The 14321-nt window shown below is 72.7% G+C and carries 17 protein-coding genes; 7 read left to right on the forward strand and 10 right to left on the reverse strand.

The features are described from left to right. Positions 1-48 precede the first annotated feature (48 nt). Complete coding sequence (locus tag ACFV2X_RS15665; protein ID WP_385616387.1) at positions 49-513, forward strand: Rieske (2Fe-2S) protein; 465 nt, start codon at positions 49-51, stop codon at positions 511-513. 39 nt (positions 514-552) lie between these two features. On the opposite strand, the gene ACFV2X_RS15670 is transcribed toward ACFV2X_RS15665, so the two are convergent. Then, the gene (locus ACFV2X_RS15670) at positions 553-1200 is read right to left on the reverse strand and encodes an isochorismatase family protein (protein WP_385616389.1); all 648 of its coding nucleotides are present in this window, start codon (positions 1198-1200) and stop codon (positions 553-555) included. 120 nt (positions 1201-1320) lie between these two features. On the opposite strand from ACFV2X_RS15670, the gene ACFV2X_RS15675 reads away from it, so the two are divergent. Then, positions 1321-1782 (forward strand): pyridoxamine 5'-phosphate oxidase family protein, encoded by a 462-nt coding sequence (locus tag ACFV2X_RS15675; RefSeq protein WP_385616391.1) that lies wholly within the window; start codon positions 1321-1323, stop codon positions 1780-1782. Between the two features lie 76 nt (positions 1783-1858). On the opposite strand, the gene ACFV2X_RS15680 is transcribed toward ACFV2X_RS15675, so the two are convergent. Beyond that, positions 1859-2491 carry a hypothetical protein gene (locus ACFV2X_RS15680; RefSeq protein WP_385616393.1) on the reverse strand — a complete coding sequence of 211 codons (633 nt, stop codon included), beginning with the start codon at positions 2489-2491 and terminating at the stop codon, positions 1859-1861. A gap of 134 nt (positions 2492-2625) precedes the next feature. Next, positions 2626-3534, reverse strand: coding sequence for a LysR family transcriptional regulator (locus tag ACFV2X_RS15685; RefSeq protein WP_089511796.1), 909 nt, complete (start codon positions 3532-3534; stop codon positions 2626-2628). Between the two features lie 74 nt (positions 3535-3608). Here ACFV2X_RS15685 and ACFV2X_RS15690 point away from each other — a divergent pair, with 74 nt between their 5' ends. Further along, on the forward strand, positions 3609-4610 hold the full coding sequence (locus tag ACFV2X_RS15690) for a DMT family transporter (protein WP_385616396.1): 1002 nt from the start codon (positions 3609-3611) through the stop codon (positions 4608-4610). Position 4611: 1 nt separating this feature from the next. Here ACFV2X_RS15690 and ACFV2X_RS15695 read toward each other — a convergent pair whose 3' ends face one another. Next, positions 4612-5943 carry an aminotransferase class I/II-fold pyridoxal phosphate-dependent enzyme gene (locus ACFV2X_RS15695; protein ID WP_385616398.1) on the reverse strand — a complete coding sequence of 444 codons (1332 nt, stop codon included), beginning with the start codon at positions 5941-5943 and terminating at the stop codon, positions 4612-4614. Between the two features lie 36 nt (positions 5944-5979). Between ACFV2X_RS15695 and ACFV2X_RS15700 the strand changes: the two genes are divergently transcribed. Further along, positions 5980-6657: a pyridoxamine 5'-phosphate oxidase family protein gene (locus ACFV2X_RS15700; protein WP_385616399.1), complete on the forward strand. Its 678-nt coding sequence runs from the start codon at positions 5980-5982 to the stop codon at positions 6655-6657. A gap of 74 nt (positions 6658-6731) precedes the next feature. On the opposite strand, the gene ACFV2X_RS15705 is transcribed toward ACFV2X_RS15700, so the two are convergent. Further along, positions 6732-7772, reverse strand: coding sequence for a DMT family transporter (locus ACFV2X_RS15705; protein WP_385616401.1), 1041 nt, complete (start codon positions 7770-7772; stop codon positions 6732-6734). 31 nt (positions 7773-7803) lie between these two features. Continuing rightward, the gene (locus ACFV2X_RS15710; RefSeq protein WP_385616403.1) at positions 7804-8352 is read right to left on the reverse strand and encodes a Clp protease N-terminal domain-containing protein; all 549 of its coding nucleotides are present in this window, start codon (positions 8350-8352) and stop codon (positions 7804-7806) included. Positions 8353-8564: 212 nt separating this feature from the next. Here ACFV2X_RS15710 and ACFV2X_RS15715 point away from each other — a divergent pair, with 212 nt between their 5' ends. Further along, positions 8565-8993, forward strand: coding sequence for an SRPBCC family protein (locus tag ACFV2X_RS15715; protein WP_385616405.1), 429 nt, complete (start codon positions 8565-8567; stop codon positions 8991-8993). 28 nt (positions 8994-9021) lie between these two features. On the opposite strand, the gene ACFV2X_RS15720 is transcribed toward ACFV2X_RS15715, so the two are convergent. Next, the gene (locus ACFV2X_RS15720; protein WP_385616407.1) at positions 9022-9669 is read right to left on the reverse strand and encodes a PadR family transcriptional regulator; all 648 of its coding nucleotides are present in this window, start codon (positions 9667-9669) and stop codon (positions 9022-9024) included. 148 nt (positions 9670-9817) lie between these two features. Between ACFV2X_RS15720 and ACFV2X_RS15725 the strand changes: the two genes are divergently transcribed. Then, entirely contained in the window at positions 9818-10645 is an 828-nt protein-coding gene (locus ACFV2X_RS15725; RefSeq protein WP_385616409.1) for a PhzF family phenazine biosynthesis protein, read from the forward strand. Positions 10646-10702: 57 nt separating this feature from the next. Here the strand turns inward: ACFV2X_RS15725 and ACFV2X_RS15730 are convergent, their stop codons facing one another. Together ACFV2X_RS15730 and ACFV2X_RS15735 are read right to left on the reverse strand one after the other, a co-directional pair. After that, the gene (locus ACFV2X_RS15730) at positions 10703-11797 is read right to left on the reverse strand and encodes a winged helix DNA-binding domain-containing protein (protein ID WP_385616411.1); all 1095 of its coding nucleotides are present in this window, start codon (positions 11795-11797) and stop codon (positions 10703-10705) included. 23 nt (positions 11798-11820) lie between these two features. Further along, positions 11821-12390, reverse strand: coding sequence for a DinB family protein (locus ACFV2X_RS15735; protein ID WP_385616413.1), 570 nt, complete (start codon positions 12388-12390; stop codon positions 11821-11823). A 128-nt stretch (positions 12391-12518) separates the two neighbouring features. Between ACFV2X_RS15735 and ACFV2X_RS15740 the strand changes: the two genes are divergently transcribed. Beyond that, positions 12519-13568: a helix-turn-helix transcriptional regulator gene (locus tag ACFV2X_RS15740; protein WP_385616415.1), complete on the forward strand. Its 1050-nt coding sequence runs from the start codon at positions 12519-12521 to the stop codon at positions 13566-13568. Here the strand turns inward: ACFV2X_RS15740 and ACFV2X_RS15745 are convergent. Beyond that, positions 13523-14302, reverse strand: a complete 780-nt coding sequence (locus tag ACFV2X_RS15745) for a CPBP family intramembrane glutamic endopeptidase (protein ID WP_385616469.1) — start codon at positions 14300-14302, stop codon at positions 13523-13525. The genes ACFV2X_RS15740 and ACFV2X_RS15745 overlap by 46 nt on opposite strands. Positions 14303-14321: the final 19 nt, after the last annotated feature.

Consider the following 14321-nt stretch of genomic DNA (forward strand, 5'->3'; position numbering starts at 1 on the left):
TATTCTCTTGCGGATTGCGGAAACGTACCCTCACCAGGAGGCACCACCATGGCGGAACCGGCGATCACCGGGCGACCCACCACCACCCGCCGCGCCTTTATGACCGCGTGTGGAGCGGCCGGGCTCGCCGCAGCGCTCGCGGCGTGCGGCAGCGACGGCGACTCCGGGTCCGAGGCGTCGAAGAGCAGCGGAGCCGGCGACTCGGGCCAGACCGGCGGGGGCGGCGGCATGGAGCTGGCGAAGACCTCCGACATCCCCGAGGGCGGCGGGAAGGTCTTCAAGGACCACGAGGTCGTGGTGACGCAGCCCAAGGCGGGCGAGTTCAAGGCGTTCTCGTCGGTGTGCCCCCACATGGGAAAGCCGCTCGGGGACGTCTCCGGCGGCACGATCAACTGTCCCTTCCATGGAAGCAAGTTCAACGTCGCCGACGGCAGCGTGAAGCACGGCCCGGCGACCAAGGCGCTGACCCCCGCGGAGATCAAGGTGCAGGGCGACACCATCTCCATGGCCTGACCAGCGCGCTCCATGGCCTGACCAGCGCGACCACGGGCCTCACCGCGCCCGGGACCGGCGCCAGCAGGCGATGACCTCCTCGGCCGTGGTGACCGTGGCGACGAGGGCGAGGGTGTTGCGGATCACCGCCGGGGTGTAGTCGACGGGCACCCCGGCGATGGCGTCGGTGGGGACCACGGCCGTATAGCCGAGGTTGACCGCGTCGAAGACCGCGTTGGGTATCGCCACATTGGCCGACACGCCGGTGATGACGAGGGTGCGGCAGCCCAGGTTGCGCAGCAGCGCGTCCACGTCCGTCCCGGCGATCGGCGACAGGCCGTGCAGCCGCCGCACGACCAGGTCCTCGGCCGCGACCGGGATCGGCTCGGCGATCCGTACCGCCTCGCTGCCGCTCAGCTGCCGCACCGGCAGCCGCTCGGCGGCCCGGAACAGCCGCGCGTTACGGTTCGCGCCACGCCCGTCGGCGCGCCGCTCGGCCACCGCGTGCAGCACCTGTACGGGCGTGTCGTGCGCCGCCGACACCAGGCGCGCCACCGTGTCGAGCGCGCCCGTCTCACGGGCGGCGGCGGCCAGTTCGGGCAGGGCGCCATCCGGGCCGACCACCCCGCGCTGGCACTCCACGGTGAGCAGCGCGCAGGTGGCGGAGGTCAACAGCTCGGACAGGGTTTCGCGGGCGTACGAGGGCATGGTTGGCCTCCTGCGGGCGGCGGGCCGGTCCGGCCGCGCGAGGCTAGTCGCCATTGCGCATGGAAGGAAGAGGCCGCATCCTGTGCGGCACACACCAGTCAGCGGGAGGTGCCGGGACCGATGGCCGTGACCCAGCGGCGGGGCCGCCGCATCATGATGACCCGGGCGGAGTTGGACGCCTACCTCGCCGAGCAGCGCACCTGCCGGGTGGCGACGGTCTCGGCGGACGGGCGGCCGCATATCAGCCCGCTGTGGTTCGGCTGGGACGGCGGCTCGCTGTGGCTGTACTCGCTGACCCGCAGCCGCCGCTGGGCACAGCTGCTGCGGGATCCACGGGTCGCCGTGGTGGTCGACGACGGGCATGAGTACGGGGAGCTGCGCGGCGTCGAACTGGCCGGCCGGGTGGCGATCGTCGGCGAGGCGCCGCGCACCGGCGAGCCGTGCCCCGAGCTCGACACGCCCGAGCGGCTGTTCGCGGCCAAGTACTTCGGGCTGTCCGCCATGCCGTACGACGGCCGCCATGCGTGGCTGCGGCTGACGCCCGACACGATCAACTCCTGGGACTTCCGCAAGCTCCCCTAGGGCCATGCGGCACGACGCGGGGCAGCCGGACTTGCCGGCTGCGCCGCGTCACGAATCTCGAGAGGACGAGCACGGCTTACGGCCCCAGCGTGTCCCCGGGCATCGGCGTGTCGCGCAGAACCCAGGTGCCGCAGGACGTGATCACCGACCCCATGCGGCTGCAGGTGATGCCGTGCACGGTCCCCGACGTGGTGATGACGTCGATGAAAATGTCACTGCCGTCGCCGCCGGGGCCGACGTCAATGGACGCACCGCAGGCGCCCACGGGTACCGCTCCCCCCTCATCGGAGAGGTCGTCCCAGTCGATGGGCCCGCCAGGAGCGGTCTCGTCGCCGACGTAGGGAATTCCGAAACTGACGGCTGCGTAGAAAGCCCCGCCGCCGGCGGCTTCCTGACGAACGGTGTCGATGTCGAAGCACCCGTTCTGAGCCTCCGGGGGCCTCGGGGGCTTCACCTCACCGGGCTTACCGGGACGGCCGGGCTCGGGGTAGGAGTCGGGGTCAGGGACAGGTTCGGGGTCATCCATGGAGGCGGCCCGGTCAGTGGAGACGACGTCCGAAGCCGACTGCGCTTTCGCTCCGGGGCCTTGAGCCTCGGCGGGTAGGACGCCCAGTACGCCTACCAGCGAGACGGCGGTCAGTGAGGTGACGCCGAGCGCCAGCCGTGCATACCGCACTCGCGGCGATGCGGCCCTGCTGTGAGGACGCATTCAGTACTCCCTTGGACTTGAGCCGGGCAATCTCCCGGAAACGTCTTCTTATCCTCAGGAGCCTTCCACCCACATCCCGGTGCTTATGTGACGAATCATTCGATCAGCCCAATACGCGACAATGACGCCGCGGCTCAGCCGCCGAACCGCTCCCCCACCCCCCGCAGTACGTCGACCGCCGCCCGGATCGAGGGCCTGCGGTCGGCGTCCGCGCGCCAGATCGCGTAGACATGGCGCCGCATGGTGTGCTGGCGCACCGGCACCACCCGCACCCCCTCGGGCACCACGCCGCGGCCCAGCCGGGGCACCACGGCGACGCCGAGCCCGGCGGCGATCAGCGCGAGCTGGGTGTGGTGCTCCCGCGCGGTGTGGCAGATGCGCGGTTCGAGACCCTTGCCGCGCAGGGTGATCATCAGCCAGTCGAAGCAGAACCCGCCCTGGGGCCAGGAGATCCACTCGTCGTCCGCGAACTCCTCCGGATCCACCGCCTCCCGGTCGGCCAGGGGATGGTCGGCGGGCATCGCCAGATCCACCGGGTCGTCCAGCAGCGGCGCCTTGACCAGTCCGTCGGGCATCGGCAGCGGCTTGTTGTACCAGTCCAGGACGACCGCGAGGTCGATATCGCCGCGGACCACCGCGGGCACCGACTCATCGGGCTCCATCTCCTGGAGCCGGGCCCGCAGCTTGGGGTGGGCGATGCGCAGCCTGGACAGGACGTCGGGGAAGATACCGCGGACCGCGGTGGGGAACGCGCCCATCATCAGCTCCCCGACCGCCTGGCCGCGCTGCGCCTCGAGGTCGGCCTGGGCCAGCTCGACCTGGGAGAGGATGCGCGCCGCGTGGTCGGCGAGCAGCCGCCCGGCGTCGGTGAGCCGCACGCCGCGGCCGTTCTTGGCGAGCAGTTGCTGCCCGGTCTCGCGCTCCAGTTTGGCCAGCTGCTGAGAGACGGCCGAGGTTGTGACGTGCAGCCCTTCGGCGGCGCCGCTCACGGAGCCGTGGCGGGACACGGCATACAGCGTACGGAGGCGTTCCAGGTTCAACATGTAAGAGATGCTACGCGATACCTCGCATAAAATCTCACTTGCCCTAAGAGGTCAGCAGGCGTCAAGGTGGCAGCATGACCACAGCGACCGCCTCGCCCACCGCCGCCGGCGGCAACACCACGGCCACCACGGCCACCACCACCCCGGCCGCACCGGCCACCCCCACCCGCCGCCCGCTCCTGGACTGGCGGATCCGGTTCGGCGCGCTCGCCCTGATCTGGGGCTTCAGCTTTCTGTTCATCAAGGTCGGCACCGAGGCGTTCGCTCCGCTGTACGTCACGCTGGGGCGAATGCTGTTCGGCACCGCCGTCCTGGTCGCGGTCCTGGTGGCGAAGCGGGAGCGGCTGCCGCGTGGCGCACGGGTCTGGGGCCATCTGGCCGTGGCGGCCTTCTTCCTCAACGCCCTGCCGTTCTCGCTGTTCGCGTACGCCGAGCTGACCATCCCGTCCACCCTGGCCGGTATCTGCAACGCGACTTCGCCGCTGTGGGGCATGGTGCTCGCCGTGGCGGCGGCCTCCGACGACCGGCCGACCCGGCAGCGCGTCGCGGGCCTGGGCATCGGCTTCGCCGGCGTGTTGGTCGTGCTCGGCGTCTGGCAGGGCTTCTCCGGTCAGGACCCGGCGGGCACCGCGATGGCGCTGGCCGCCTCGCTCAGCTACGCGGTCGGCTGGCAGTACGTCCGGCGTACGCTCAGCGGCTCCGGCCACTCCCACCTGGCGATGTCCGGCGCCCAACTGCTGATGGGCACGGCCCAACTGGCGGTCGTGGCCCCGCTGTTCGCCCCGGCCCCGGACTCCTTCCCGGTACTGCCCCTGCTGTCGGTGATCGCGCTGGGCGCGCTCGGCACCGGCTTCGCCTTCCTGGTGCAGTACGGCCTGGTCGAGGAGGTCGGCCCGACCACCGCCATGATGGTGACGTACTTCGTCCCGGTCATCGCGACCGCGGCGGGCGTGGCGATCCTCGGCGAACACCTCACCTGGAACACGCCGGTCGGGGCGCTGATCGTGCTCGCGGGCGCGGCGCTGACCCAGACGCGGCCGCGCGCCAAGGCCCCTCGGGCCCGAGCCACTCACTGACTCAGCCATAGCGCCCCGCCGGGGCCGGTCCCGTCGCCGACGCGAGCGCGTCCGCGACGGGACCGATGTCGTCCATGCCCAGCGATGACACGGTCAGCCGCACCCCGGACGGCGAGGCGATCCTGAACCGGGCCCCGGGCGCGACCGCCCAGCCGGACTGCAGCAGCCGGGCGACGGCACCGGTCTCGTCGGGGACCGGCACCCATACATTCATCCCGCTGCGGCCATGGGCGGCGATCCCGCGCTCGCGCAGCGCCCGCACCAGCGCGTCGCGCCGCCGACCGTACGAGGCGGCCACCGCCGAGATGTCCACCGCGCCGGTCTGCCACAGCCGCACCAGCGCGTCCTGCAGCAGATGGCTGACCCAGCCGGGGCCCAGCCGCTGCCTTCCGCGCACCCGGTCCACGGTGACCGGGTCGCCGGTCAGCACGGCGACCCGCAGATCGGGCCCGTACGCCTTGGCGGCGGAGCGGACCAGCGCCCAGTGCTCCGTACCGCCCGCCAGCGGGTGGAGTGGCACATCCACGATGCCGTGCCCGTGGTCGTCCTCGATCAGCAGCGTTCGCGGGTGGCGGTCCAGGGCCGTACGCAGCGCGCGGGCGCGCTCGGCGCTCACCGCCGCGCCGGTCGGGTTCTGTGCCCGGCAGGTGACGATCAGCGCCCGCGCCCCTTTATTCAGCGCCTCCTCGACCCGCTCCGGCAGCGGCCCGTCGTCGTCCACCGCGACGGGGACGGTGCGCAGCCCCAGCGCGGGGACCAGGTCGAGCACGCTGCCCCAGCCCGGATCCTCGACCGCGACCGCGTCGCCGGGTTTGAGATGGGCGGCGAGCACGCGCTCGATCGCGTCCAGCGAACCGGAGGTGATGGCGACCGGGCCGCCCGGCACCCCGTCCGCGTCGAGGGCGGCGCGGGCGGCCCGGGCGAGCTCCGGGGACACCTCGGGCGTGCCGTACAGCGCGGGGTGTTCGGCGTTGCGCGCGGCGGCCGCGGCCAGCGCCTCGCCGAGCGGCGGCAGCAGGGCGGGGTCGGGGTTGCCGTCCCCGAGGTCCCGCACGCCCTCGGGGGCCTCGACACGGAGCAGATCACGGGAGGTGGTGGCGGGGCGCGGACGCACCCGGCTGCCCTTGCGGCCCGCGGTCTCGATCACCCCCCGGTCCCGCAGCGAGCGATAGGCGGCCGCGACGGTATTGGGATTGACACCCAGCCGGGACGCCAACTCCCGCATAGGCGGCAGAAGTTGCCCGGGGGCCAGGTCACCGGCGCCCACCGCGCGCTCGACACTCGCGGCGATCTCAGCTGCGCCGCGCCCTTCGATCCGATACTCTCCTAGCACAAAACAGATTTTGTACTAGTTCAAAGGGGATTGCAAATGACCGCCGCGAGCACCACCCCGGACGCCTACCAGCCGACCGACCGGACGGTGCCCACCCGGTCCCGCGAGCGCGCCTCGTACGACCCGGAGCTGGTGCACTCGATACTCGACGAGGGCTACGTCTGCCATCTGGGCTTTGTGCGCGACGGCGCCCCGGTCGTCCTGCCGACGCTGTACGCGCGGGTGGGCGAGCGGCTGTATGTGCACGGGTCGACCGGCTCCCGCCCGCTGCGGATGGCGAGCGGCGCGGAGGACCCGGGCATGCCGGTGTGCCTGACCGTCACCCATGTCGACGGGCTGGTCCTGGCCCGCTCCGCCTTCCACCACTCCATCAACTACCGCTCGGTGGTGGTGCACGGCGCCGCCCGCCAGGTGACCGACGGCGCCGAGCGCGCCGCGGCCCTCGACGCCCTGGTCGACCACGTCGTGCCCGGCCGGGCCGCCGACTCCCGGCCGGCCAACGCCAAGGAGCTGGCCGCCACCGCCGTACTCCGCCTGGACCTCGCCGAGGTGTCCGCGAAGATCCGCACCGGCGGCCCGAACGACGAGCCCGAGGACCTGGCGCTCCCGCACTGGAGCGGCGTGCTGCCGGTGGCACGGACGTACGGCGCGCCGGTGCCCGCCGACGACCTGACCCCCGACACGCCGGTGCCCGGCTACCTCACCCGTCTCTGACGAAGCCGGACACGCCCGACGACCCCGACGAGGGCCGACGAAACCCGACCCGCCCGCGCCGGCCTCTCAGCCGGTCAGCGGGCGGGCGGCGAGCCCGGCGCCCGGCCTGTGCCGTCGGCCACTGCGGCCGCATCCGCCTCTTTCCTCGCGGAGAGCGTCCCCGACCCGGCCACCGGTTCGGCCGCGGCCGCCTTCGGCGCCGAGGTCTGCGCGATGAACGCGCCGAAAAGCACCACCGCGCCCCCGACGATCTGCGGCAGCGACAGGTGCTCGTCCAGCAGCACCCAGGCCAGTACGGTCGCCACGACCGCCTCCAGGCAGGCGACCACCCCGGCCACCTGAGGCGACAGCCGGCGCACCGAGACGACCCCGGTGAGATAGGCGACCACCGTCGCGACCAGGACGATCCATCCGAGCAGCAGTACGGCGGGCACCCGCGCGCCCGCCAGGTCGGCCCGGCCGGCCAGCACCGCCCAGTCCAGATTCCAGGGGCGCGCCACGACGGTCAGCGCCACCGCGCCGACGATCAGCCCGTACGCGATGACGCCCAGCGGGTCCGCGGCGTTCTCGCCGTCGCTGCCGTGGTCGGCCAGGACGAAGTAGCCGACCTGGCAACCGGCGGCGCCCAGGGCGAGCAGCAGCCCCACGGCGTCGAAGCTCAGCCCCGACCACACCTCGACCACACAGGCCAGTCCGCCGACCGCGAGCACGACCCCCACCGCCGCGGCACCGCTCACCGGCCGCCGCTGGACGAACCGCACCCAGCCCAGGACCAGGGCGGGGGCCAGATATTCGACGAGGAGCGCGACGCCGACCGGGATGCGCGAGATCGCGGCGAAGTAGCACGCCTGCACCCCGGCGACGGCCAGCAGGCCGAACCCCACCAGCAGGGCGGGGCGCTTGGCGGGCAGATCACGGTGGTGCCAGGCGACCGGGAGCATGACCAAGGCGGCGCCGGCCACTCGCAGCCAGGTGACATGGAGGGGTTCGAGACCCGCCTCGATCAGCGGTTTTGCGGCCACGCCCGATCCGCCGAACGCGAGTGCCGAGGTGAGCGCCAGCCCCAGCCCCACGCTTCTCGTCCCTCCCGGACCCTGCCCCTGAGTGTTGTGCATCGGATCATCATGTCAGCTCACGACAGGACCGTCACGTCGTTGACTGCTGGCGCATTTCCCCGTCCAGGGCCGCGACCAGCAGTTCCGTATCGACGCCGGCCCGCCGCAGCACCTCCACGGCGCGGCACTCCGGGTCGTCGGCGAGGGCGGCGAGAAGGTCGGGACCCTCGGCCCGGAGCGCACCGCGGGCCCGGGCCCGGGCGGTCGCGGCGCCCATGGCCGCCACGGCGGCGGGTGACCAGCCGGACATGCCGCCGCCCTGGGCGCCCTGGATTCCGCGCAGGTCCCGGGGGCGCACCCGGCGCCGCGCGCCGGAGTCCTCGACCGAGCCGCTCCACTGGACGCCGTAGCCGATGGCGCGCTGTGCCAGATAGCCGAGCAGCCGCGCGACCTGGGGTGGGCCGCCCGCGAAGGCGGCACGCGCCCGGGGGTCCGACTCGAGCAGGGTGTGCAGCAGATGGGCCGTGTCGATCTGCCGGTCGCCGTCACGGAACGCCCGTCGGCGCGCCCCCGCGACCACGGCGTCCAACTCCTCGCCGAGCCGGCCCTCGTCATAGCCGCCGGAGGTACTTTTTCGCACGCTCTCACCCCATCAGTCCCCGGAGTCCGGAGCATCCCCGCCGGGGAGCATGTGGCTCTCCCACGATAGTTGGGCATTGACGGCCGAATCTCCTCCTCACGGAGGAGCCTGGGAACTGACGGTTCATCAGTATTGAATGTTCGAGGCGCCAGGGCTACGTTGCGCGACACCGCTGAGGCATCCGAGCCACGGCGCGCGGAAGGGGTGGCCCCATGGCCGAGGTCAGCGTCCAGGCGCGTATCGAGGCACCGGCCGAGAAGGTGTGGGCCCAGCTGACGGACTTCGCCTCATGGGTCCAGTGGAACGTGACGCACACCGGCTTCCCGGGGGGCGGCCCCGCCACGCTCGAGGTGGGCGCCACGTATCAGGAGAACATGAAGCTGATGGGCTTTCCGGCGGAGGTGATCTGGACCATCGAGGCCAGCGAGCCCGTCCGGGTGTTCGCCACCCGGGGCAAGGGGCCCATGGGCGTGAACCTCGCCATGCGCTATGCGCTGACGCCGGAGGGCGAGGCCACGACGGTCCGCGTCGACGGCGAGTTCACCGGTCCCGCGGTCTCGCTGATGGCCGGGAAGCTCAAGGACTCGGCGAGCGCCGCCCTCAACGAGTCGCTGCGCAAGCTCGGCGGACTGGTCGCCTGAGGCTCCCCCGCGCGTCCCCAGGGCCTGCTCAGCCCTTGCCTCCCTTCTCTCCGGGCTCATCCTGCCCGCCCTTCTCATCCTTCTCGTCCTGTTCGGCGAGGATCAGATACAGCCGCTTACGGGAGTCGTTGATGACCGCGACGGCCTTCTGCCGCTGCTCGGCGGTGCCGGTCTTCCAGACCTGCGCGAACGCCTCCATCAGGCCGAAGCCCGCCTGCCGGATCTCCTGCATCGACTCCCAGTCGATACCGCGCCCGACCTCCTCCCACGGGGCCCGCGACCCCGCCTCGGCCTCGCCGCGGCCCTCGTCGGTGAGGGCGAACAGCTTCTTCCCGCCCTCGCTCTCACTGGTGATCAGCCCCTCGTCCTCGAGCAGCTGCAGCGTCGGATAGACGGATCCGGGGCTCGGCCGCCAAGCGCCGGCGCTGCGCTCGGCGATCTCCTGGATCATCTCGTAGCCGTGCATGGGGCGCTCCCGCAGCAGCGCCAGGATCGAGGCGCGCACATCGCCGCGCCGCGCGCGGCCACGCGGTCCACCCCGGCCGCGGCCACCGAACGGGGGGCCGCCGAAGGGCGGGCCGAACGGGCCGAAGGCCGCGCGCCGCCCCTCGGAGTCGCCACGGCCGCGATGGCCCGGTCCGAAGTGTTCATGTCCATGGTGTCCATGGGGACGCATATGACGTTCCTTCCATCGTTGATCTGTCGCGATGTCTCAACGATATATCGGAACCGATCGCACAGCAATGGTCTTCCGATGCCCGGCCGGTCCACGCGCCCGGAATTGGCCATCGCCGAGGGCCCGGACGGCGCCCTACGGTCGGCGCATGCGCATCCGAATCGTCGACGCCTTCACCGCCCGCCCCTTCGCCGGCAACCCGGCCGGGGTCCTCCTCCTGGACACCGACGCGTTGCCCGATGACGACCGGCTCCAGCGGATCGCCGCCGAGGTCAACCTCTCCGAGACCGCCTTCGCCCACCCGCTGCCGCAGGGTGCGGAGGCCGACTGGGCGCTGCGCTGGTTCACCCCGGCGACTGAGGTGAAGATGTGCGGCCACGCCACGCTCGCCACCGCCCACGTCCTGCACACCACGGGCGCCGCGACCGGCACGGTCCGCTTCGCCACCCTCAGCGGGGTGCTGTCGACCACGGCCGACGACAGCGGCACGATCACCCTCGACTTCCCCACGTCCCAGCTGACGCCGCTCGACGTGGCCCAGGGCGCGGCCGGCGCCGCCGCCGACGCGCTCGGCGTCCGGCTCCTGTCCGTCCACCACACCACCCCGTACATCGACCACCTCTTCGTGGAGGTGGCCGACGAGACGACCGTGCGCACGCTGTCCCCGGACCTCGCCGCGCTCGCGCAAACCGGCCACCGCGGCTGCATCGTGACCGCGGCCGCCGAAGACCCGGCCCGCGGCTACGACTTCGTCTCGCGCGTCTTCGCCCCCGCCGTCGGCATCGACGAGGACCCGGTGACCGGCAGCGCGCACACCGCCCTCGCGCCCTTCTGGTCGGCCCGGCTCGGCCGTACGGAGCTGACCGGGTTTCAGGCGTCCGCCCGCGGCGGGCTGGTCCGTACGGCGCTGCGCGGCGACCGCACCCTGCTGACCGGCACAGCGGTCACCGTCATCGACGGGGAACTGCTCGCCTAGGGCCCACCTGGGGCGTCACGTGAAACCGGCTACGCGGAACCGGCTACGTGGAATCGACTACGCGGAATCGACCCGTACGCGGTGGCTTTCCCCTTCGGAGAGGAACGCCGCCAACTCCCGCCCCTGTTCTGCGACGGCGTCGCGGTCGGCTCGGGACAGGCCGCGCAGCGGGGTGACGACGACGGTGTCGGCGGCGACGCCCCACGTCGCGGCCACCCGGCCGTCCACCAGCACCACCCGTTCGCCGGCGACCGAGAGGCCGCGGTGGGCGTCGTCGACGATCCGGCCGCGGTCGTGATAGCCGAGGATCGCGTTGTCGAACGCCGGCAGAAACCGCACCGGGGCGGGGGTGTCGGGGTCGGGGCGTGGCGCTTCGGGAAGGTCGAGCAGTTCGCGGCCGCGCTCATCGCGGAAGGTGACCAGTTCCCCGCGCAGGGCGGCCACCGCGGCCGGCAGTCCGGCGAGGCCGCACCAGGCGCGCAGGTCGGCCGAGGCCGCGGGGCCGTACGCGGCCAGATAGCGCCGTACCAGCGCCTGGCCGACCGGGTCGGAGCCATCCGGGGCCGGCGGGTCGATCTCGCGACCCAGCCAGGCGGAGAGCAGAGCGTTGCGCACTCCCCCCTTGGCGCGCCACAGCCCGCGGGGCGGCAGCTGCACCACCGGGACGAGGGCGGCGACCAGCATTTCGCCCAGGGCCCGCCGCCCCGGCGTCGGCCAGCGCTCGGCGACCGCCCGTACGAGCTCGGCCGCCGTGCGGGGCTCGCCGTCCGCCATCACCGCCCGGCCCGCCGCCGCGAGTTCGTCGAGATCTGTCCCTTCGAACTCGCGGCGGTAAGTCCCGAGCACCCGCTGGCGCAGCATGGCGTCGTAGCGGGACCGCCAGGCCAGGACGTCGTCGGCGGTGAGGAGGTGGACGGTGCGGCGCATGAGGTGGGTCCGCACCAGGCCGCGCCCGGTCAGCAGGTCCGAGAGCACCGCCGGGTCGAACGCGCGCAGCCGCGACCACAGCCCTACGAACGGCTCCTGCGGCTCCTGCGCCTGCATGCCGCACAGATGCCCGACGGCGTCGGGGACCGGTATGTCGGCGCGTTCGAGCAGCAACTGCCGGGCGAGGGTGGCGCGGCCCAGCGCCCGGGTGTCGAGAACGGTCATCGGGTCATGCCCCCGCGCGGTCGTCAGCTCGACTTCTGCCCGTCGAGCGTTTCGCGCAGGATGTCCGCGTGTCCGGCGTGCTGCGCGGTCTCGGCGATGACATGCGTCAGCACCCGGCGCACGCTGTGCCGTGCCCCCGGCTCGTTCCAGGGCGCCTCGGGCAGCGGGTGCGTCGCCGACAGGTCGGGGACGGTGGTGATGATCTCCTCGCTCCGGGCGGCGACCTTCTCGTAGCGCTCCAGGATCTGGGCCAGGGTCTCGCCGGGCAGCATCTGGAAGTTGGCCTGGTGGTCGATCGCCCACTGCGGGAACTCGCGTGCGGTACCGGCCGCGAGATCGTCCCAGGTGACACCGTCGGGCAGATCGTAACGGAGCGCCGAGGGGCCCTCGACCACGAAACGCAGCCACCCCTCCTCGATGAACGCGACGTGTTTGATCAGCCCGCCCAGGCACAGCTCGCTGACCGTCGGGCGCTCGGCGGCCTGCTCGTCGCTGAGCCCGTGCACCGTCTTGGTCAGGGCGGCGCGCGCGGCGGCGAGCTCGGCGAGCAGATCGGCCCGCTCGGCGCCGAGGGATGTGGGGGGTGTGGTCATGGCGGTCACAGTGATCGGGTCCTTCTGTCTGATTCGTTGCGGTCTGAGCGTTGCCGCTGTCCGGCGAAAACCACATTCGCAGGGGAAGCGGTCAGGTTGTGACCTCTTCTCGGGGCGATACTGGCGTCATGCCCAAGACCTCAGCGCGGCTGCTGTCACTGCTCTCCCTGCTCCAGTCGCGCCGCGACTGGCCGGGGCAGCTGCTGGCCGAGCGGCTGGAGGTCAGCCCGCGCACGGTACGCCGCGATGTCGACCGGCTGCGCGAACTCGGCTATCCCATCGTGGCCGTCAAGGGCCCCGACGGCGGCTATCGGTTGGGCGCCGGTACGGAACTGCCGCCGCTGCTGTTCGACGACGAGCAGGCCGTCGCGCTCGCCGTGGCGCTCCAGACCGCCGCCGTCGCCGGTGCCGGTATCGCGGAGGCGGCGGCGCGTGCGCTGAGCACCGTACGGCAGGTGCTGCCCACACGGCTGCGCCATCGCGTCGACGCCCTCCAGGTCACCGCCGTCGAACGGCCGGGGACCCGGCCGAATCCGCAGGTCGACCCGCAGGTCCTCATGGCGCTCAGCGCGGCCGTACGCGCCCGCGAAGTGCTGCGCTTCGACTACGCCGCCCCCGTATCCCCACCAGCGGCCGCCGACGCCGACCGCACCATCGCTCCGCCGCGCCGGGTGGAGCCGCACCACCTCATCACCTGGGGCGGGCGCTGGTATCTCGTCGCCTGGGACCTCGACCGCGACGACTGGCGCACCTTCCGCGTCGACCGGATCGCCCCGCGCTCCCCCACCGGTCCCCGCTTCACCCCGCGCGAGTTGCCCGGAGGGGAGGTGGCCGCCTTCGTCGCCGGCAGGTTCCAGGGCTCCGACGGCTCCGGCGGCTGGCCCTGTCGCGGCGAGGTGATCCTCGATCTGCCCGCCGACGTCGTATCCGCCTACGCCCACGACGGACTCGTCGAAGCACTCGGCCCGGACCGCTGCCGGCTCGTCCTGGGCGCGTGGTCATGGCCCGGACTGGCCGCCGCCATCGGCAGGTTCGACGCCGACATCCAGGTCATCGGGCCGGCCGAACTCAAGGACGCCTTCGCGCACCTGGCCCGCCGCTACGCCGACGCCGCGGCGGGAGACCCCACCGGTCAGGCGGTGGGCAGCCAGTCGACCCGGCCCGCCAGCAGGGCGTAGCCGACGAAGGCCACGATGTCGATCAGAGCGTGCGCGGCGACCAGCGGTCCGACCCGCCCCCAGCGGCGGTAGAGCAGTACGAACACCACGCCCATCGCCATATTGCCGAAGAAGCCGCCGATGCCCTGATAGAGGTGGTACGAGCCGCGCAGCACCGAGCTCGCCAGCAGCGCGGCCATCGGCGTCCAGCCCAACTGCCCGAGCCTGCGCAGCAGATAGCCGACGACGATCACCTCCTCCAGCACGGAGTTCTGCACGGCGGAGGCGATCAGCACGGGGATCTTCCACCACACGTCGGGCAGCGCCTCGGGCACCACCGTCAGATTGGCCCCCGCCGCCCGTGCGCCGAGGTAGAGCAGCAGCCCCGTACCGCCTATCCCGGCCGCCACCGCGGCGCCCCGGCCCAGGTCGAAGGCCGGCCGCCGGCGGTCGAAGCCGATGGCGCGCAGCCCGGTGCCCTCCCGCAGCAGCAGATGGGCCACCAGCGCGACCGGCACCAGCGCGGTGGAGATGCCGAAGAGCTGCCAGGCCAGATCCAGCCAGGGCCTGCCGGGTGCCTCGGAGGCGTTGAGCGTGGCCGCCTTGTCCTTGAGCCCGCCGGGCGCGGTCACCGAGCCGATAAAGCTGATCAGCGCCGATACGCCGCTCGCGCCCAGCGACAGCGCCAGGACCAGCAGCGTCTCCTGGCGCAGGACACGTTCCGAGAGCCCGCCCTCCGGAGGGGAAAGCTCCATGTCCCGCGCGTGTGACTGC

Origin of the sequence: Streptomyces sp. NPDC059679 (genome assembly GCF_042734105.1) — a bacterium.
In the GTDB taxonomy this organism is placed as follows: domain Bacteria; phylum Actinomycetota; class Actinomycetes; order Streptomycetales; family Streptomycetaceae; genus Streptomyces.